Source organism: Streptococcus parasanguinis (genome assembly GCF_047465465.1).
Taxonomy (GTDB): domain Bacteria; phylum Bacillota; class Bacilli; order Lactobacillales; family Streptococcaceae; genus Streptococcus; species Streptococcus parasanguinis_AI.
In genome coordinates, this window is the sequence record NZ_JASGZU010000003.1 from 84,728 (window position 1) to 103,110 (window position 18,383).

General features: G+C 43.9%; 19 protein-coding genes. 14 read left to right on the forward strand and 5 right to left on the reverse strand.

Annotation, left to right across the window (positions count from 1 at the left end):
* The first annotated feature begins 37 nt into the window (after window positions 1–37).
* Window positions 38–493: a class Ib ribonucleoside-diphosphate reductase assembly flavoprotein NrdI gene (gene nrdI / locus QM351_RS06585; RefSeq protein WP_155125189.1), complete on the forward strand. Its 456-nt coding sequence runs from the start codon at window positions 38–40 to the stop codon at window positions 491–493.
* Window positions 494–733: 240 nt separating this feature from the next.
* Here nrdI and QM351_RS06590 read toward each other — a convergent pair whose 3' ends face one another.
* Window positions 734–979 carry a hypothetical protein gene (locus QM351_RS06590; protein WP_023919916.1) on the reverse strand — a complete coding sequence of 82 codons (246 nt, stop codon included), beginning with the start codon at window positions 977–979 and terminating at the stop codon, window positions 734–736.
* Between the two features lie 153 nt (window positions 980–1,132).
* Window positions 1,133–2,821, reverse strand: a complete 1,689-nt coding sequence (gene argS, locus QM351_RS06595) for an arginine--tRNA ligase (RefSeq protein ID WP_414327054.1) — start codon at window positions 2,819–2,821, stop codon at window positions 1,133–1,135.
* Window positions 2,822–2,925: 104 nt separating this feature from the next.
* On the opposite strand from argS, the gene argR reads away from it, so the two are divergent.
* Both argR and mutS read left to right on the forward strand, forming a co-directional pair.
* Window positions 2,926–3,366: an arginine repressor gene (gene argR / locus QM351_RS06600; protein ID WP_023919910.1), complete on the forward strand. Its 441-nt coding sequence runs from the start codon at window positions 2,926–2,928 to the stop codon at window positions 3,364–3,366.
* A 120-nt stretch (window positions 3,367–3,486) separates the two neighbouring features.
* Window positions 3,487–6,036 carry a DNA mismatch repair protein MutS gene (gene mutS / locus QM351_RS06605; RefSeq protein WP_414327055.1) on the forward strand — a complete coding sequence of 850 codons (2,550 nt, stop codon included), beginning with the start codon at window positions 3,487–3,489 and terminating at the stop codon, window positions 6,034–6,036.
* 34 nt (window positions 6,037–6,070) lie between these two features.
* Here the strand turns inward: mutS and QM351_RS06610 are convergent, their stop codons facing one another.
* Together QM351_RS06610 and QM351_RS06615 are read right to left on the reverse strand one after the other, a co-directional pair.
* Window positions 6,071–6,526 (reverse strand): DUF3021 domain-containing protein, encoded by a 456-nt coding sequence (locus tag QM351_RS06610; protein ID WP_021154102.1) that lies wholly within the window; start codon window positions 6,524–6,526, stop codon window positions 6,071–6,073.
* A complete protein-coding gene (locus QM351_RS06615; protein ID WP_049503862.1) occupies window positions 6,520–6,960 on the reverse strand; it encodes a LytTR family DNA-binding domain-containing protein in 441 nt (146 codons plus the stop codon). The genes QM351_RS06610 and QM351_RS06615 overlap by 7 nt, the downstream gene beginning before the upstream one ends.
* Window positions 6,961–7,208: 248 nt before the next feature.
* Between QM351_RS06615 and mutL the strand changes: the two genes are divergently transcribed.
* Genes mutL through QM351_RS06630 form a run of 3 tightly spaced genes read left to right on the forward strand, consistent with a single transcriptional unit; the run spans window position 7,209 to window position 10,342 of the window.
* Entirely contained in the window at window positions 7,209–9,152 is a 1,944-nt protein-coding gene (mutL, locus tag QM351_RS06620; protein WP_414327056.1) for a DNA mismatch repair endonuclease MutL, read from the forward strand.
* Between the two features lie 20 nt (window positions 9,153–9,172).
* Window positions 9,173–9,766 carry a Holliday junction branch migration protein RuvA gene (gene ruvA / locus QM351_RS06625; RefSeq protein ID WP_414327057.1) on the forward strand — a complete coding sequence of 198 codons (594 nt, stop codon included), beginning with the start codon at window positions 9,173–9,175 and terminating at the stop codon, window positions 9,764–9,766.
* Between the two features lie 9 nt (window positions 9,767–9,775).
* Entirely contained in the window at window positions 9,776–10,342 is a 567-nt protein-coding gene (locus QM351_RS06630) for a DNA-3-methyladenine glycosylase I (RefSeq protein WP_414327058.1), read from the forward strand.
* Between the two features lie 211 nt (window positions 10,343–10,553).
* Here QM351_RS06630 and QM351_RS06635 read toward each other — a convergent pair whose 3' ends face one another.
* Window positions 10,554–11,585, reverse strand: a complete 1,032-nt coding sequence (locus QM351_RS06635) for a S66 peptidase family protein (protein WP_049523365.1) — start codon at window positions 11,583–11,585, stop codon at window positions 10,554–10,556.
* A gap of 374 nt (window positions 11,586–11,959) precedes the next feature.
* Here QM351_RS06635 and QM351_RS06640 point away from each other — a divergent pair, with 374 nt between their 5' ends.
* The 8 genes from QM351_RS06640 (at window position 11,960) to QM351_RS06675 (ending at window position 18,338) form a co-directional block, all read left to right on the forward strand.
* On the forward strand, window positions 11,960–13,228 hold the full coding sequence (locus QM351_RS06640; protein WP_049472112.1) for a competence/damage-inducible protein A: 1,269 nt from the start codon (window positions 11,960–11,962) through the stop codon (window positions 13,226–13,228).
* 119 nt (window positions 13,229–13,347) lie between these two features.
* Window positions 13,348–14,493: a recombinase RecA gene (recA, locus tag QM351_RS06645; RefSeq protein WP_003002082.1), complete on the forward strand. Its 1,146-nt coding sequence runs from the start codon at window positions 13,348–13,350 to the stop codon at window positions 14,491–14,493.
* Window positions 14,494–14,580: 87 nt separating this feature from the next.
* Window positions 14,581–14,979, forward strand: a complete 399-nt coding sequence (gene spx / locus QM351_RS06650) for a transcriptional regulator Spx (protein WP_003009108.1) — start codon at window positions 14,581–14,583, stop codon at window positions 14,977–14,979.
* Between the two features lie 135 nt (window positions 14,980–15,114).
* On the forward strand, window positions 15,115–15,711 hold the full coding sequence (locus QM351_RS06655) for an SP0191 family lipoprotein (RefSeq protein ID WP_257738368.1): 597 nt from the start codon (window positions 15,115–15,117) through the stop codon (window positions 15,709–15,711).
* Window positions 15,712–15,835: 124 nt separating this feature from the next.
* The gene (locus QM351_RS06660; protein ID WP_003002070.1) at window positions 15,836–16,102 is read left to right on the forward strand and encodes an IreB family regulatory phosphoprotein; all 267 of its coding nucleotides are present in this window, start codon (window positions 15,836–15,838) and stop codon (window positions 16,100–16,102) included.
* On the forward strand, window positions 16,102–16,521 hold the full coding sequence (ruvX, locus tag QM351_RS06665) for a Holliday junction resolvase RuvX (protein WP_257738367.1): 420 nt from the start codon (window positions 16,102–16,104) through the stop codon (window positions 16,519–16,521). Before QM351_RS06660 ends, ruvX begins: the two co-directional genes overlap by 1 nt.
* Before the next feature lie 22 nt (window positions 16,522–16,543).
* Entirely contained in the window at window positions 16,544–16,849 is a 306-nt protein-coding gene (locus QM351_RS06670; RefSeq protein ID WP_003001941.1) for a DUF1292 domain-containing protein, read from the forward strand.
* A 256-nt stretch (window positions 16,850–17,105) separates the two neighbouring features.
* Entirely contained in the window at window positions 17,106–18,338 is a 1,233-nt protein-coding gene (locus tag QM351_RS06675; RefSeq protein WP_214260171.1) for a bifunctional folylpolyglutamate synthase/dihydrofolate synthase, read from the forward strand.
* Window positions 18,339–18,383 lie beyond the last annotated feature (45 nt).

The following is an 18,383-nucleotide window of genomic DNA, read 5'->3' on the forward strand; positions in this document are numbered from 1 at the left end:
TTAGAGGATAAGAGAGCTTCTTGATTGGAGAAAAAAGATGAAAGTATCCTTTGTTTATATTAGTCTGAGTGGGAATACAGAGAGTTTTGTCCGCCGCTTAAGTGACTATTTGCTGGAAGCCCATCCCGGACTTGAAATCGAGAAAGTGCATGTGAAAGACCTGGTCAAAGAGGGCCAGCCCTTCTTTGAAATGACCAATCCTTTTATTACTTTTTTGCCAACCTATTTGGAGGGTGGAAATGGTGTTGACAATGGCGATGTGGAAATTTTGACGACAGATGTCGCAGATTTTATTGCTTACGGAGGCAACGCCAGCAAGTGCTTAGGAGTGGTTGGATCAGGCAATCGGAATTTTAACAATCAATATTGTTTAACCGCTAAGCAATACAGCCAACGCTTTGGTTTCCCTATGTTAGCCGATTTTGAAATGCGGGGGATGTTGGGAGATATTAAAAAAGTAGCCGCCATTGTAGAAGATTTGTATCATCTTTAAAATAAAGAGAGTGGGACAGAAATCGGTAATTCGTTAGAATTCGATTTCGTCGTCCCACCTCCGCACAGTTGAGTAGGGCTGTAAAAGCTGATGAAATCAGCGTAGTAGAGCCCACTCAACCACTGCGTCTTGCTCGACAATCCAAAAATAATTGAGAGGCTAGGACTTTTGTCCCAGCCTCTTATTTGTTGCGACTGAATAGAAGAGGAGTCACATTTTATATGACTCCTCTTCTATGGCTTATTTTAATTTTTCTGTGATTTCTTTAGCAAGTAGGAGTCCCAATCGATAGTCTTTGTTGATGGCATGGATGACATCGTTGATATTGTCGGTCTCTTGGATTTTTTCCTTGATGCTATCTTTGAAAGCTTGATCTTTCAAGAGTTGCTCTTGTAAGAGCCGTTGTAGTTTTTCTCTTTCGTACTTGTTGAATAAAAAGAGGACCACTAAACTGATGAGGATTAAGATGTAAACGGTTTGATTCATAGATTTCTCCTGTATATAAAGGATTTGAAAATGTAGAGAATGAAGGGCATTAGGCATGAGAAAAGGAGTGAGAAAGAACTAAATTGAATCGCATTTAGTTTCTCCTCTCACTCCCATAAGAGATGTTCTACTTATCAATCATTAGATAAGAAATTACATTTTCTCAGGTGCATCGACACCAAGTAAGCGAAGGGCTTCTTTTAAGACTACTGCAGTTGAGTAGCTAAGAGCAAGACGGCTTTCGCGTTCTGGGCTTTCATCCAAGATACGAGTGTGTGCATAGTATTTGTTGAAGGCTTGAGCCAAGTTGATGGCATATTTTGCAATCAAAGATGGGTCATAGTTTTCAGCGGCACGTTTGACAACACGAGAGAAGTCTTGGAGAAGCTTGATGATTTCCCAGCTTTCAGGATCGCTCAAGCTGTATGTCGCATCTGTAGATGGTGTGAAGTTGGCTTTGCGAAGGATCGATTGGATACGAGCGTAAGCGTATTGAACGTAAGGTCCAGTTTCTCCTTCGAAGGATACCATGGCTTCGAGGTCGAAGTCATAACCGTTGCGACGGTCTGTCTTCAAGTCGTAGAATTTAACCGCACCAACACCGACTGCATGTGCCACTTCTTCCTTGTTTTCAAGTTCAGGATTCTTTTCTTCGATCTGAGCTTTGGCACGAGAGATGGCTTCTTGAAGAGTTGGTTCGAGAAGGATGATATTTCCTTTACGAGTTGACAATTTTTGGCGGTTTTTTGTCACCAAACCAAAGTCAACGTGAACCATATCATCGCTCCAGTCAAATCCCATTTTCTTCAAAACAGCTTTCAATTGACGGAAGTGGTTAGATTGTTCTTGACCTACAGCATAGATGTTTTTCACAAAGTTGTAAGTCCGTGCACGGTAGATAGCGGTTGCGATATCACGAGTGATATAAAGAGTGGCACCGTCTGATTTCTTAATCATAGCCGGTGGAAGGTTGACATCATCGAGCTCAACGATGCTAGCTCCCTTAGACTCTTTCAACAAGCCTTTGTCTTCAAGAATTTGGACAGCTTCATCCATCTTGTCATTGTAGAAAGCTTCTCCGTTTAAGCTGTCAAATTCAACACCGAGGAGTTTGTAGATACGGTTGAATTCTACCAAGCTTTCGTCACGGAACCATTGCCACAACTCAGTCGCTTCTGGATCTCCATCTTCCAGTTTCTTGAACCAGAGACGTCCTTCATCATCAAGCTCAGGATCGTTTTCGATTTCAGCGTTGATCCGAACGTAAAGTTTTAGCAATTCATCGATTGGGTTGGCTTCGACAGCTTCCTTACTACCCCATTTTTTGTAGGCTACCATCAAGAGACCGAACTGTTTACCCCAGTCTCCCAAGTGGTTGATTTTAATCGTGTTGTAGCCCATTTTGCGGAAGATGTTTGAAAGAGCATCCCCGATAACGGTTGAGCGCAAGTGACCAACTGAGAATGGTTTTGCGATATTTGGACTTGAAAGGTCGATGGTAATGTTTTGGCCATGACCTTCGTCTTGTTGACCGTAGTCTGCCCCTGCTTCGATGACGGATTTGATTACCTGACCAGAGATCTTAGATTTGTCTAAGAAGAAGTTCACGTAAGGTCCAGTTGCAACAACTTTTTCGAAGGCGCTTTGGTCGATCTTTTCAGCAATATCTGCAGCGATTGCTTGAGGAGCCCTGCGTTCCACTTTTGCAAGTGAGAAGGCTGGAAAAGCAATGTCACCAAGATCAGATGATTTTGGTTGTTCAAGCAAATTTAAAATAGCATCTTGGTCAAGAGAGTCAATCACTTTGGCCAATTCACTAGCAATGAGTTCTTTATTGTTCATATTAGCTCCTTAGTCCTTTTAACTATTATTTTAACACAATTCTGAGCGAATTTTCAATTTTTTTGGTATAATTTAAAGTATATTTATTCAAAAGTGGAGGTCCAATGAAAAAGACAGAACGTCACCTTTTGATTCAACAAATGATTCGAAATGAAAAATTGTCGACTCAAAAAGAGATTCAGGATCGATTAGAAGCAAAAGGAATTGCTGTAACGCAAACAACTCTGTCACGAGATTTGCGCGATCTGGGTCTAGTCAAGGTGAAACGAAAAGACCAGTTGTATTATATTTTGCCAAATGAGCCTGAGGTGGCGGAGATTTATATTATGTTGTCCAGCCACGCCAAGTCTGTCTCACGAGCGGAATTCACCTTGGTCTTGCGGACAGAGCTAGGAGAAGCAGCTCTCTTGGCCAATGGTGTAGATGAAATGTCAGATGAGCGTATTTTGGGAACAGTAGCAGGGGCCAATACCCTCTTGATTGTCTGCCGTGACCAAGAGGCAGCCATTGAAATTCAAAATGAAATTTTAGGGATGATGCAGTAGTCAAGCCCCGTTGGAGAGAAAGAGAGATGTCAAAAGGAGGAAGATAGTGAGCTATCTACTCCTGTTTTCATCTATGGAGCTTGTGTCAGAAAATGATGCAACAGTAAGGAATAAAGAAGTATGGCAGTAGAGAAAATATCCCCTGGAATGCAGCAGTATCTAGATATCAAAAAAGATTATCCGGATGCCTTTTTGCTGTTTCGAATGGGAGATTTTTACGAATTATTTTATGAAGATGCAGTGAATGCAGCTCAAATTTTAGAGATTTCCTTAACATCACGGAATAAAAATGCAGAGAATCCAATTCCCATGGCAGGTGTTCCCTACCACTCGGCCCAGCAGTATATTGATGTTCTCATTGAACAGGGCTATAAGGTCGCGATTGCAGAACAAATGGAAGACCCCAAAGAAGCTAAGGGGGTCGTTAAGCGGGAAGTCGTACAGGTGATTACGCCGGGTACAGTGGTGGATTCGACCAAGCCAGATAGTGAGAACAACTTCCTGGTTGCTTTGGATCGTTCAGGAAATGAGTATGGGCTAGCCTATATGGATCTGGTGACAGGGGAGTTTCAGGTGACGACTCTCAATGACTTTAGCATGGTTTGTGGAGAAATCCGCAATTTACGTGCGCGTGAGGTGGTCCTGGGTTACGAGCTGCCAGAACAGGAAGAGCGTGTGTTTGTTAGCCAGATGAATCTCTTGTTGTCACATGTAGAGACGGCGCTCGACGATGTTCAACTCTTAGGGGATCAGTTGAGTGAGCTAGAAAAGAAAACGGCTGGAAAACTTCTCCAGTATGTCCACCAGACACAAATGCGGGAATTGAGCCACCTCAAAAAAGCCCATCATTATGAGATTTGCGATTTCTTGCAGATGGACTTTGCGACCAAGGCTAGTCTTGATTTGACAGAGAATGCGCGAACTGGGAAGAAACATGGTAGCTTGTATTGGTATTTGGATGAAACCAAGACGGCCATGGGCGGTCGTTTGTTGCGGTCCTGGATTCAGAAGCCCTTAGTCGATTTGAAACGGATTCGAGAGCGCCAGGACATCATTCAGGTCTTTATGGATCATTTCTTTGAACGGAGCGATTTGATCGACAGCCTCAAAGGGGTCTATGACATTGAACGCTTAGCGAGTCGGGTTTCCTTTGGCAAGATCACCCCTAAGGATCTCTTGCAGCTAGGAGATACTCTGGGGCATGTGCCGACGATCAAGTCGATTCTACTGGGGATTGGTGATCCAGTCTTAGATGTCTTGATTGCACGCTTGGATGAACTTCCTGAGTTGCACCGCTTGATTACCTCAGCTATTGCTCCGGAAGCGTCTGCTGTTATTACGGAGGGAAATATCATCCGAACTGGGTTTGACGAGCAATTGGACCAGTACCGTGTCGTTCTTCGGGATGGTACTGGTTGGATTGCTGAGATTGAGGCCAAGGAGCGCGAAGCCAGCGGCATTACAGGTCTAAAAATCGATTACAACAAGAAGGATGGCTACTATTTCCATGTCACCAATTCTCAATTGAGTCACGTTCCTGCTCACTTTTTCCGCAAGGCGACCTTGAAAAATTCAGAACGCTTTGGTACGGAGGAATTGGCTCGCATCGAAGGAGATATGCTAGAGGCGCGTGAGAAGTCTGCTAATCTGGAATATACGATTTTTATGCGGATTCGGGAAGAAGTTGGCAAGTATATCCAACGTCTGCAACAATTAGCTCAGGCGATTGCAACGGTTGATGTTTTACAAAGTTTAGCCAGTGTCGCTGAGTCGCAACGGTTGAATCGTCCCCTCTTTCATGAAGAACGACGAATCGCAATCGACAAAGGCCGCCATCCGGTTGTTGAGAAAGTGATGGGAGCCCAGTCCTATATTCCTAATAGCATCTTTATGGATGAGGAACGGGATATTCAGCTGATTACGGGGCCAAATATGAGCGGGAAGTCTACCTATATGCGCCAATTGGCGATCATTGTGATTCTTGCCCAGATTGGCTCCTATGTTCCAGCGCAAAAGGCCGAGTTGCCAATCTTTGATGCGATTTATACTCGGATCGGAGCTGCTGATGACCTGGTATCGGGTCAGTCTACCTTTATGGTGGAAATGATGGAAGCCAATCACGCCATTCGCAAGGCAACACCCCAGTCCTTGATTTTGTTTGATGAGTTGGGACGGGGAACGGCGACCTATGATGGGATGGCCCTCGCCCAATCCATCATCGAATACATTCACGATCGAACCGGTGCCAAAACCTTGTTTGCGACTCATTACCATGAGTTGACGGCTCTCTCAGAGACCTTGTCCCGTTTGGAAAATGTCCATGTTGCGACCTTGGAGCGAGATGGTCAGGTTACCTTCTTGCACAAGATTGAATCCGGCCCAGCAGATAAATCCTATGGGATTCACGTGGCCAAGATCGCTGGTTTACCAGAAGAATTGCTGAAGCGGGCGGATGCGATTTTGACCAAGCTCGAAGGACAAGCCCAGCAAGTACCGCTTGCAGATGCAACTCCTAAAAAGGAAGTGTCTTCGCAGGTTGCTGAACAAATGTCCCTCTTTGAGGAGGAGGCAGAAAATACAGTGATCACAGAATTGAAAAATCTGGATCTCTACAATATGACTCCCATGGAAGTCATGATGGCAGTCGCCGAATTGAAAAAGAAATTATAATAAAAGATCCTCGTGATGGCGAGGATCTTTTATTTTAGTGGTTAGTAATGCTTTGATTGATTTCTTGGACTTGTTTTTTATAAAAATGATGGGAGACCAACCAGATGATCACGTAAACGAGGGTGAATTCGACAACGAGTGAGAAGTAAAATCCGAGTCGTGCTGGAAACCAGCCGGCCAAGGTAGCTAGGGGAATAAACCCAAGTAACATGAGTAGGTAATGGCTCAGAGTAGCCCGTAAGAGGCTCCAGTCTTTTTGAAAGAGGAGACTTCCGAAGCTAAAGAGGACCCCAATCGCACCCCAAACGAGGGCACAATAGAGCATGACCAGTGAGCCGTGAACATGATGCAAGAACATCCAGCGGCCGACTGCAGAGTTGGGACTTAAGGGAAGGTACAACTCAGGTGAGAAGAGATAGGAAAAGAAGATGGATAAGATGAGCCCGATGAAAATCCCTTTTAGGGCGTCAGAAAAAGATTGTTTTAGCATGATAATTTCTCCTTAATGGCTTTCAAGTAACGACGGGAGGAGTAGGTCAGACTCCCGTTTTTAAGATAGATTTGCACCGATCCTCCACTAGTAAAGTGCAGGTGATCGATTTCTTTTGTGTTGATAATTTCAGATTGGGAAATTTTGAGAAAGCAGGTCGGTAAGTCTTCAGATAACTGATAGAGTGGCCCAGTCAGAATAAATTGATCTGTCATGGTCTCACCAATTACTTGCCGATTTTCAATGTAAAAACGTTGGAATAGCTGGCTTTCGATCAGGTAAGCTTCCCCATCCTTTTTGGCACGTAAGCGTCCTTTTTGATCCAACTCTTCCACAAAGTCACGGATTTTCTCTACACGCGCAGATAGTGCAGGTGCTGTGATCATCACCGCTTCTTCTTGGAAGTGGGAATCAATGTGTACTTCAACTTTCATAAGATCGTTTCTCCCTCCTTTGGGTAAAGTCGGTTGGCCTGCTAGCCCGGCTCCTTCTTTACACTACTATTAAACACTTTTTCCAAAGGGAAGACAAGGAGATTTGTCTATGTGGTCGTTTTCTTTGCCTATGCGGTTTTTAAGGAAGAAGATGGGACTGGCCTCTATTTTTTAAGAAAGGGAGTCTTGTGGATCTGTGGTATAATAGAGCTACATGTATCGGTGAAAAAATAGGTAAAGGAGCAGACATGTCACAGATTATTGAATTGCCAGAAGTCCTAGCCAATCAGATTGCGGCAGGTGAAGTGATTGAACGACCTGCTAGTGTGGTCAAGGAATTGGTTGAAAACTCGATCGATGCTGGGGCTAGCCAGATCGTTGTTGAAATCGAAGAAGCAGGATTGAAGTCGATTCGGATTACAGACAATGGGGAAGGAATTGCGCACGATGAGGTCGCTTTGGCCCTCCGTCGACATGCGACCAGTAAGATCAAGAGTCAAGCGGATCTCTTTCGTATTCGAACGCTTGGTTTTCGTGGTGAGGCCATGCCTTCCATTGCTTCTGTCAGTATTCTAACCCTTCTAACGGCGCAAGAAGGAGCTGCCCACGGGACCAAATTGGTCGCAAAGGGTGGCGAAATTGAGGAAGTGGAGCCAGCGACAAGCCCTGTCGGGACCAAGATCACAGTGGAAGATCTCTTTTTTAATACCCCTGCTCGTCTCAAGTATTTAAAGAGCCAGCAGGCAGAGTTGTCCCATATCGTGGATATTCTCAACCGCTTGAGTTTGGCTCATCCTGAGATTGCCTTTACCTTGATCAATGATGGAAAAGAAATGACCAAAACAGCGGGGACTGGTAATCTCCGGCAGGCGATTGCGGGCGTCTATGGCCTCGCGTCTGCCAAGAAGATGGTGTCCATTGAAAACCGTGACCTAGATTTTGAAGTGACGGGCTTTGTGTCTTTGCCTGAATTGACTCGTGCCAATCGCAATTACATCAGTCTCTTTATCAACGGCCGTTATATCAAGAATTTCTTGCTCAATCGGGCTATTTTAGACGGCTACGGCAGTAAACTCATGGTGGGCCGCTTTCCGCTCGCGATCATTAATATCAAGATCGATCCTTACTTAGCGGATGTCAATGTTCACCCCACTAAGCAAGAGGTTCGCATCTCCAAAGAACGAGAACTAATGGCCTTGATCTCCCAGGCTATTGCGAACGCTTTGAAAGAGCAGGACCTGATTCCGGATGCTCTAGAAAATCTAGCCAAGTCGACTATTCGTCGAACAGAAAAGCCAGTACAGACGACCCTGCCTTTAAAAGAAAACCGTCTCTATTATGACCGAGAGAGTCAAGATTTCAAGCTTCGACCAGAGGTGGCAGATCCTCAACGGCCTCTAGCAGATGAGACTGCTACTGAAGCTAGAATCCAAGAAAACCCAGTAGAAAAACCGACAAGCGCGATCAAGTTTGCGGAAAGAAAGGCTGTGGTTTATGATGAACTGGATCACCCAGAGCTGGATCTGGCTAGTCTAGACAAGGCCTATGATAAGTTGGATGGGGAAGAACATTCGACCTTCCCAGAGTTGGAATATTTCGGTCAAATGCATGGAACCTATCTCTTTGCCCAAGGCAATGGAGGTCTCTACATCATTGACCAGCACGCGGCCCAAGAGCGGGTCAAATACGAAGAATACCGGGAGAGCATTGGGGACGTAGACGGCAGTCAGCAACAACTGCTGGTTCCTTATATCTTTGAGTTCCCTGCAGACGATCTGATCCGCCTGCAACAGCGCAAACACCTCCTAGAGGAAGTGGGAGTTTATCTTGAAGAGTACGGAGCCAACCAGTTGATCTTGCGGGAGCATCCGATCTGGATGAAGGAAGAAGAGATTGAGTCGGGCATCTATGAGATGTGTGACATGCTCCTCTTGACCAAGGAAGTGTCCATCAAGAAATACCGAGCTGAGTTGGCCATCATGATGTCCTGCAAACGCTCCATCAAGGCCAATCACACACTGGATGATTACTCTGCACGGGATCTGATCTATCAACTGTCCCAATGTGACAACCCTTATAACTGCCCTCATGGCCGTCCTGTCTTGGTCAACTTCACCAAGTCGGATATGGAAAAGATGTTCCGACGTATTCAGGAAAATCACACCAGTTTACGGGAATTGGGCAAGTATTAAACAAACAATAAAGGAAGATTATGTACGAATACATTAAAGGAATCTTAACAAAAATCACCGCTAAATACATTGTGGTAGAAACAGCTGGGATCGGCTATCTCTTGCATGTGGCCAATCCTTATGCCTACTCTGGAAAAATGAATCAAGAGGTGCAAGTCTATCTGCACCAGGTGGTTCGGGAAGATGCTCATCTTTTCTATGGTTTTGCGACCGAAGAAGAGAAACAGCTCTTTTTAAACTTGATCTCAGTCTCTGGGATTGGACCTGTCTCAGCTCTGGCTATTATCGCTGCAGATGACAATGCAGGCCTTGTCCAAGCCATCGAAAGCAAGAACATTACCTACTTGACCAAGTTTCCAAAGATCGGCAAGAAAACAGCCCAACAGATGGTCTTGGATCTGGAAGGTAAGATCAATCTTGATCTAGAAGATGCACCGGCTCAGTCCAAAGCCAAAGTTGCAGAAGAAAACCAAGCCCTTGAAGAAGCTATGGAAGCCATGTTGGCATTGGGCTACAAGGCAACGGAACTTAAGAAAATCAAGAAATTCTTTGAAGGAACTTCTGATACTGCTGAAAACTACATCAAGTCTGCCCTTAAGATGTTGGTGAAATAGGAGAAGAAGATGCCAAAACGCTGTGGCTGGGTCAAAATGACCAATCCGTTATATGTAGCTTACCATGATGAAGAATGGGGTCGGCCCCTCCATGATGACCAGGCGCTTTTTGAGTTGCTCTGTATGGAGACTTATCAGGCCGGTCTATCTTGGGAAACGGTGCTCAATAAACGGCAGGCTTTCCGAGAATCTTTTCATGGTTACCACCTTCAACGCGTCGCAGAGATGACCGACTCTGAACTGGAAACTTTGTTAGACAATCCAGCCATCATCCGCAATCGTGCAAAGATTTTTGCGACACGGGCGAATGCTCAAGCCTTTCTACAAGTCCAGGCAGAATTTGGCACCTTTGATGCCTATCTTTGGTCTTTTGTCGATGGGAAAACCATCAACAATGATGTTCCAGATTACCAGCAGGCTCCAGCGAAGACAGCTCTTTCTGAGAAGCTAGCCAAGGACCTCAAAAAGCGTGGCTTCAAGTTTACAGGTCCCGTTGCGGTCTTGTCTTTTTTACAGGCAGCAGGGTTGGTTGATGACCACGAGAATGATTGTGAGTGGAAAAGCGGAAATAAGTGACGTTAGATGACTAGAACATCAGAGAATATAGAAAAAGAGAGTGGGACAGAAATCGGTAATTCGTTAGAATTCGATTTCGTCGTCCCACCTCCGCACAGTTGAGTAGGGCTGTAAAAGCTGATGAAATCAGCGTAGTAGAGCCCACTCAACCACTGCGTCTTGCTCTACAATCCAAAAATAATTGAGAGGCTAGGACTTTTGTCCCAGCCTCTTATTTGTTATAGTCAAAGCGAATGACTTGCTCCGTTGCATCTACATGGGCATGGACTCCGAAGGGGACAATTGCTCTTGGAGTTGCGTGTCCAACATTCAGATTATAGACAATTGGGATATTGCTATCAATGATATCCAATAGTGCTTCTTTATAGTCGTCATAGAAAGTTTCATCCATAGGTTTTCCGACCAAGAGTCCACTGATGACCTCGAATATACCAGTTTCCTTTAAAGTCCTCAACATCTTTTTGAAGTCTTCAGGATTAGGCTTTTCTTGGCTGGTTTCTAGCAAGAGGATTTTTCCTTCCCAGTCGGATAAGTCAGGGAAAAGTTTGTATTTTTGGCAGAGGTCTATGCTATCCGCGTGTAGAGAGTTGTCAAAAATATCATAGAGAGACTCAAGACAACCACCGAGGATTTCTCCCTCAAACTGAGCATTGCCTTGTAACAAGTCAAAACCTGTATTTTCATGGCTGACACGAGGTGTTCCCAGAGCCTCGGGACTAAAATCAGTCCGTTCCTCATACCAAACGTTACTAGGGCGAATTTCTGAGATTCTACCAGTCTCAATCAATTCTTTAAAGTAGTGGCAGCTATATGGCAACATTTCTTTGTCTAACTCACAAATGTCTGCAAAAAAGGATTGCCCATAAAAAGTCTTGATTCCTAGTTTATGCAACATGAGATGGTTCATGGTCGTATCCGAGAAGCCAAGAAAAATCTTTTGCTTGATAACCTTTTGTAGTTGGTCATTTTCAAAAAGATAAGGTAGCAAGCGATAGGTATCGTTTCCACCGATGGCGCATAAGATCATGTCGATGCTATCATCGGAAAAGGCCTGAATCAAATCCTCTGCACGAGCTTCAGGATGTTCTTTGATAAAGTCTAAGCCTTTTAGTGAATGAGGTAAAAAGATAGGATTGAGTCCGAGGTCTTTGAGTCGTTGGACCCCCAAGTCCACTTCGTGCTTGACAAAGTCCTCTCCGATAATCCCACTAGATAAACTTATAATACCAATAGTAGAAACCATATCTCATCCTCCTAGAAAAAATTGATGCTATTGTATCACAAAAGATGAGGGGAAACAACAAGAATTAGAGTCAGAAGAAGGCTTTCAGATCAAGAAAGTAGTAAAAAAGCAACCACTCGATATGGTTGCTTCAGAATATGGATAAGCTCTATCAACAATAGAAATAGCCCTTTAGAAGTTGATTGCCACATAGTTAAAATTCTTAGGAATGCTGATGTAATGGTATTTCTAAGAGTTTTTACTTTATACACTAAAAGAAAAGGATTGAAGAAAGTTGTCCAAAATGGACTTTATCTTCAATCTGTTTTTTAAATAATTTAGGAAATTGTGTTAAAATGAAATGAAAATTACGAATAGTATAAGTAGGAGGCACCATGAAGGCGGAAATTATTGCAGTTGGAACGGAAATTCTAACAGGACAAATTGTGAACACCAATGCTCAGTTCTTGTCTGAAAAATTGGCTAGTTTAGGGATTGATGTCTATTATCATGTGGCGGTAGGAGATAATGAAGGTCGTCTCTTCTCGACCATTGAGACAGCTTCAAAACGCAGTGATTTGGTGATTTTATGTGGTGGACTTGGGCCAACAGAGGATGATTTGACCAAGCAAACCCTTGCTAAGTTTTTAGGGAAAGAACTGGTTTTTGATCCGACAGCGCTTGCCAAACTCGACACCTTCTTTGCCAGTCGCCCTGATTATGTCCGGACGCCCAATAATGAGCGACAAGCACAATTGATTGCCGGTTCAATCCCCCTTCAAAACCGTACAGGTCTCGCGGTTGGAGGTTTGATTGAAGTCGATGGTGTGACCTATGTCGTTCTACCTGGTCCACCAAGTGAGTTAAAACCCATGGTCAATGAACAATTGGTGCCTCATTTGACAACAGGGGAGCAGCTCTTTTCAAGAGTCTTGCGCTTCTTTGGGATTGGGGAAAGCCAGCTGGTTACGATCCTAGCAGATATCATTGAAGAGCAGAGTGATCCGACAGTGGCCCCTTATGCCAAGACAGGAGAAGTGACCTTGCGTCTGTCTACAAAGGCGAAGGATCAAACTTCAGCGGATGCTAAGCTCGATGTCTTAGAAAAGGAAATCTTATCACGCCACACCCTGGATCATCAACCTTTGCAAGAGTTGTTTTACGGTTATGGGGATGACAATTCGATGGCCAAGGTGGCCTTTGATCTCTTGAAACGGACTGGTAAGACCATTACAGCTGCAGAAAGCCTGACGGCTGGCCTCTTCCAAGCGACTTTGGCAGATTTTTCAGGGGCGTCTAGCATCTTTGCAGGTGGTTTTGTCACCTATAGTCTGGAAGAAAAAAGCAAGATGTTGTCCATTCCAGCTCAAGAGTTGGAGCAACATGGAGTAGTGTCTCATTTTACAGCTCAAGCCATGGCTTCACAGGCCCGTAAGTTAACAGGATCCGATTATGGTGTTAGCCTAACCGGAGTTGCGGGGCCAGATAGTCTAGAAGGGCACCCAGCAGGGACTGTCTTTATCGGACTTGCGACTCCAAATGGAGTGGATAGTGTCCAAGTTAATATCGCTGGACGTAGCCGGGCGGATGTCCGCGAAATTGCAGTCCTTCATGCCTTTAATTTGGTGCGCTTGGCTGTATTAAATGGTGAAAATTTGGTATAATGAAGCTTGTGCCAAATGAAGAATAATTCTAAAAATGGATAGGAAATGTGCCTTTCAAATGACGGAAAACGTCAGTGAGTTGCATGCATTTCCTGTATAGCAAAAAATAGGAGAAAAGAATGGCGAAAAAACAGAAAAAATTAGATGACATCTCTAAGAAATTTGGAGATGAGCGTGAAAAAGCGCTTAATGATGCCCTGAAGTTGATCGAGAAGGATTTTGGTAAAGGATCGATCATGCGTTTGGGCGAACGTGCAGAGCAAAAAGTTCAAGTCATGAGCTCTGGTTCCTTGGCGCTTGATATTGCCTTGGGTGCTGGTGGTTATCCAAAAGGTCGGATCATCGAAATCTATGGTCCAGAATCATCTGGTAAAACAACCGTTGCCCTCCATGCAGTAGCGCAAGCACAGAAAGAAGGAGGCATTGCTGCCTTTATCGATGCCGAGCATGCCTTGGATCCATCTTATGCAGCAGCTCTTGGGGTCAATATCGACGAACTTCTCTTGTCTCAACCAGACTCAGGGGAACAAGGACTTGAAATTGCTGGTAAATTGATCGACTCTGGTGCGGTTGATTTGGTGGTTGTCGACTCTGTTGCGGCCTTGGTCCCACGTGCGGAAATCGATGGAGATATCGGAGATAGCCACGTTGGTTTGCAAGCGCGGATGATGAGCCAAGCGATGCGTAAGCTTGGAGCTTCGATCAATAAGACCAAGACCATTGCCATCTTTATCAACCAATTGCGTGAAAAAGTTGGGGTCATGTTTGGGAACCCTGAAACCACACCTGGTGGTCGTGCCCTGAAATTCTATGCTTCGGTTCGTTTAGATGTCCGTGGAAACACTCAAATCAAGGGGACTGGGGACCAAAAAGATACCAACGTTGGTAAGGAAACCAAGATCAAGGTTGTGAAGAACAAGGTAGCTCCACCGTTCAAAGAAGCTATGGTCGAAATCATGTACGGGGAAGGAATTTCACGTACAGGTGAATTGGTGAAGATTGCAACAGATTTGGATATCATCCAAAAAGCGGGTGCGTGGTACTCCTATAATGGCGAAAAAATTGGTCAAGGATCTGAAAATGCTAAGAAATTCTTGGCTGACCACCCAGAAATTTTTGACGAAATCGACCACAAGGTTCGGGTTCATTTTGGTTTGATCGAAGAAGACGAAGCAGTGAAAACCCTTGATAAAACTGAAGAAGCAGCTCCTGTCGTAGAAGAAGTAACTCTAGATTTAGATGACGCGATTGAAATTGAAGATTAATTTTTTTCAAAATAGGTCGCTAGACTGATGGTTTTTGTGTTATAATTTAATACGATAGTATTATCGTGTAGCGAAAGGAGTGCATGCATGATTAAAATTTATACAGTGTCAAGTTGCACCAGCTGTAAAAAAGCAAAGACTTGGCTCAACGCTCACCAGCTAACTTATAAAGAACAAAACCTCGGTAAGGAAGGGATCACCAAAGAAGAATTATTGGATATCCTTACAAAGACTGAAAATGGAGTGGCAAGTATTGTCTCTTCAAAAAATCGATACGCTAAAAATCTAGGAGTGGACATCGAAGACTTGAGTGTCAATGAAGTCATTGACATCATCATGGAAACACCTCGTATTCTTAAAAGTCCGATCTTGGTAGATGACAAACGTCTCCAAGTGGGCTACAAAGAAGACGATATTCGTGCCTTCTTGCCACGATCAGTTCGAAATGTAGAAAATGCAGAAGCGCGGATGCGTGCAGCTCTTTAAAACGATTGAAAATCAGAAACAATTTGTTTCTGATTTTTTCTTTTTAAAAATTGGAATGAAAAGCAGTTTACTGCGCCATTTTACGAAATCTATGATACAATATTTTAGAAAACAATAACTAGTAAGGAATGGAAAATGAAAAGGAAAATCTTCTTATTGGGTGCACTTGCCTTGTGTTTGACTGGATGCGGTCAAAAAAAACAAGCGAAAACGCCAAATTCAAGTGAACAAAAGGAAATCCAAGCAAAAGCAGAGCAGCTGCAAAAGGATAATAAGAGTATTCTGCAAAAAGCTGAAGAGAATAAAGTCATCACTAGAACCTTTGTCTTTCCAAAAGATGACAAGGGGACACAACAGACGCAAATCGTCACCTATGTGGGGAATACCTTTAAAAAATTGGAGACTATCAATGTGACGGCAACCGATGAGGAGATGAAAAAAGGGATCCAACAGGTTGGAGTAGAGGAAGCGCAAAAGCAGTTGAGAGAATCCTTTAACAAGGATGATGCCTTTAAGGAAGCTTTGACAGTGCCAGGTTTCACAGCTGATTTGACCTTGGAAAATGAGAATGAATACAAGGTGACGATCACCTATGACTTTGAAGCGATGGATGTGAAGAAGGCTGAAGGTATGACCTACTTCAAAAATAATCACTTACCAGAGTTGTTGAAGTTGACACCGAGTCAATTTGCGGACAATCTTATCAATGCTGGAGCAAGTGAGCAAAAATAAAAAAACAGTTTAACTGAAATAGCTCAAAAATGCTTGAAAAAGCTGTAAAATCAAGGGCTTGACCGTTGTGGAAAACTCTTGATTATGGTATAATGGTAATATTCTAAGGAAAGAGGGTGTTCTTGTGGGATTTACAGATGAAACAGTACGTTTTAATCTTGATGATTCAAATCGTAAGGAAATTAGCGAGACCTTGAAAGATGTTTACTTGTCACTGGATGAAAAAGGCTACAATCCAATTAATCAAATCGTAGGATACGTACTCAGTGGTGATCCTGCCTATGTACCTCGTTATAATAATGCACGGAACCAAATTCGTAAATATGAACGAGATGAGATCGTGGAAGAATTGGTACGTTATTATTTGAAAGGGCAAGGAATAGACCTCTAATGAGAATTATGGGATTGGATGTTGGCTCAAAGACCGTCGGGGTTGCTGTGAGTGATCCTCTCGGTTTTACAGCTCAGGGTCTTGAAATCATCCAAATCGATGAAGACAAAAAAGAATTCGGTTTGGAGCGCTTGGCCGAATTAGTGGCTCAATATAAGGTGGACCGTTTTGTTGTAGGCTTACCAAAAAACATGAACAACACCAGCGGACCGCGTGTGGAAGCCAGTCAGGCTTATGGCGCAATGATTGCTGAAAAGTTTGAGTTGCCAGTCGACTACCAAGATGAACGGTTGACGACAGTTGCTGCAGAGCGGATGTTGATTGAGCAAGCAGACGTTAGCCGTAGCAAACGTAAAAAAGTTATTGATAAGTTAGCGGCGCAGCTTATTTTACAAAATTATTTAGATCGCAATTTTTAGAAAGAAAACGAGGAAGAATAGTATGGCACATGATCATAACCACGACCATGAAGAACGTGAATTAATCACATTGGTGGATGAACAAGGAAATGAAACCTTGTTTGAAATTCTTTTGACCATTGATGGCAAAGAAGAATTTGGAAAGAACTATGTCCTTTTGATCCCTGCAAATGCAGAAGAAGATGAAAACGGCGAAGTTGAAATCCAAGCTTATTCATTTACAGAAAACGAAGACGGAACAGAAGGCGACCTTCAACCAATCCCAGAAGACTCAGATGCAGAATGGGATATGATCGAGGAAGTCTTCAACAGCTTTATGGAGGAGTAAAAACATCCAGTGGATGTTTTTACCCCAACTCCAAGAAATTAGAAAGAGTTGGTAAGTCCGGGGGATGTTTTTACCCTTGCGCTAGAAACAAAGACAGCAAGTAAGTCCGGGGGACGTTTTTAGCCCTGCTTTAAGAAGCAAGAAAAAGCAGGAAGTCCGATGGACTTGCTGTAAAAATGAGAAAGAAATAACTACAAAAGAAAGGAGCGCAAACGTCAGAAGAGGTTTTGTCGCTTTTTTCTTTTAGGAGGAAGATGTGAATAAGATTGAGCAATGGATGAATAGTCGTATCGGTCTGAATTTTCGATCGGGACTGGATCGTATGGAGCAGGCAGTGTGCCTTTTAGGAAGGCCGGATAAAGCTTATCCGATCCTTCATGTGACAGGGACAAATGGGAAGGGATCCACAATCGCCTTTCTGCGTCAATTATTGATGGCTCAAGGAAAGAAGGTTGGGACCTTTACCTCTCCTCATATGATCAGTATCCATGATCGGATTTGTATTGGGGATCAGCCGATTTCAGATGAAGATTTTACTCGGATTGGCCAAGAAGTCCAACAAATGGAGCAGACCTTGCTTCAAACCCAGGATCAACTCTCTTATTTTGAGATTATCTGCCTCATGGCCCTCTTGTATTTTAAGGAACAAGCTGTGGACGTGGTCTTATTGGAAGTTGGTATCGGTGGGCTTCTAGATACCACTAATGTAGTGACGGGAGAGATCGCAGTGATCACTTCGGTTGGCCTGGATCACCAGGAAACACTGGGAGGGACGATTGCGGAAATCGCCCAGCAAAAGGCAGGAATCTTTAAGAAGGGCAAGAAAGCTGTGGTGGGTCCCTTATCGGATGATGCTATAGCTGTTTGTCAAGAAAAAGCGGAGCAATTGGCTGTGGATCTCCACGCCTTCCAGAAAGATTTTGGCATAGAGCAGGATCGTTTTTGGAATGAAAGTGTGGATATTGTCTTGCCATCTCTGGGCTTGAAGGGTGATTACCAACGGGAAAATGCTGCAGTAGCTCTGGAGGCCTTTCTTCTCTATATGGAAGGCCTAGATGAAGAAGTGGATATGGAGCAGGTCAAGCACGCCTTGCAAGAGACGCGGTGGCCGGGCCGTCTAGAGTTGTTTGGCGACCAGGTGTATCTGGATGGCGCCCATAATCCTCATGCTATGTTGCGCTTGATCGAGTTTGCCAATAGCTTAGCAGGAAAGCGCGTGAAGATTTTATTTGGGGCCCTCAAGCGAAAAGATTATAGCGGGATGCTCCAAACGCTTCAAGCGGGATTGCCGGAAGCTGAATTGATTTTGACGACCTTTCATTACGGTGAAGTGGTGGCACAAGGCGACCGACAAGACCTGCCCTATGTAGCGGACTACAAGGCCTATATCAAAGAATTTATGGATCAGAGTTCCCCAGATGAAGTCTTATTTGTCACAGGATCCTTGTATTTTATTGCGGAAGTAAGGGCATTTTTATTAGAGGGGTAAACAATTGACCTAAAGACTTTCTTGGCGTATACTGGTGGTAGATAG

Coding starts and splice junctions, on each gene's coding strand:
- QM351_RS06590 (WP_023919916.1), bottom strand. CDS start 979: ATGAATCAAACCGTTTACATCTTAATCCTCATCAGTTTAGTGGTCCTC.
- spx (WP_003009108.1), top strand. CDS start 14,581: ATGATTAAAATTTATACAGTGTCAAGTTGCACCAGCTGTAAAAAAGCA.
- QM351_RS06640 (WP_049472112.1), top strand. CDS start 11,960: ATGAAGGCGGAAATTATTGCAGTTGGAACGGAAATTCTAACAGGACAA.
- QM351_RS06630 (WP_414327058.1), top strand. CDS start 9,776: ATGCCAAAACGCTGTGGCTGGGTCAAAATGACCAATCCGTTATATGTA.
- ruvX (WP_257738367.1), top strand. CDS start 16,102: ATGAGAATTATGGGATTGGATGTTGGCTCAAAGACCGTCGGGGTTGCT.
- recA (WP_003002082.1), top strand. CDS start 13,348: ATGGCGAAAAAACAGAAAAAATTAGATGACATCTCTAAGAAATTTGGA.
- argR (WP_023919910.1), top strand. CDS start 2,926: ATGAAAAAGACAGAACGTCACCTTTTGATTCAACAAATGATTCGAAAT.
- argS (WP_414327054.1), bottom strand. CDS start 2,821: ATGAACAATAAAGAACTCATTGCTAGTGAATTGGCCAAAGTGATTGAC.
- nrdI (WP_155125189.1), top strand. CDS start 38: ATGAAAGTATCCTTTGTTTATATTAGTCTGAGTGGGAATACAGAGAGT.
- QM351_RS06670 (WP_003001941.1), top strand. CDS start 16,544: ATGGCACATGATCATAACCACGACCATGAAGAACGTGAATTAATCACA.
- QM351_RS06635 (WP_049523365.1), bottom strand. CDS start 11,585: ATGGTTTCTACTATTGGTATTATAAGTTTATCTAGTGGGATTATCGGA.
- ruvA (WP_414327057.1), top strand. CDS start 9,173: ATGTACGAATACATTAAAGGAATCTTAACAAAAATCACCGCTAAATAC.
- QM351_RS06615 (WP_049503862.1), bottom strand. CDS start 6,960: ATGAAAGTTGAAGTACACATTGATTCCCACTTCCAAGAAGAAGCGGTG.
- mutS (WP_414327055.1), top strand. CDS start 3,487: ATGGCAGTAGAGAAAATATCCCCTGGAATGCAGCAGTATCTAGATATC.
- QM351_RS06610 (WP_021154102.1), bottom strand. CDS start 6,526: ATGCTAAAACAATCTTTTTCTGACGCCCTAAAAGGGATTTTCATCGGG.
- QM351_RS06655 (WP_257738368.1), top strand. CDS start 15,115: ATGAAAAGGAAAATCTTCTTATTGGGTGCACTTGCCTTGTGTTTGACT.
- mutL (WP_414327056.1), top strand. CDS start 7,209: ATGTCACAGATTATTGAATTGCCAGAAGTCCTAGCCAATCAGATTGCG.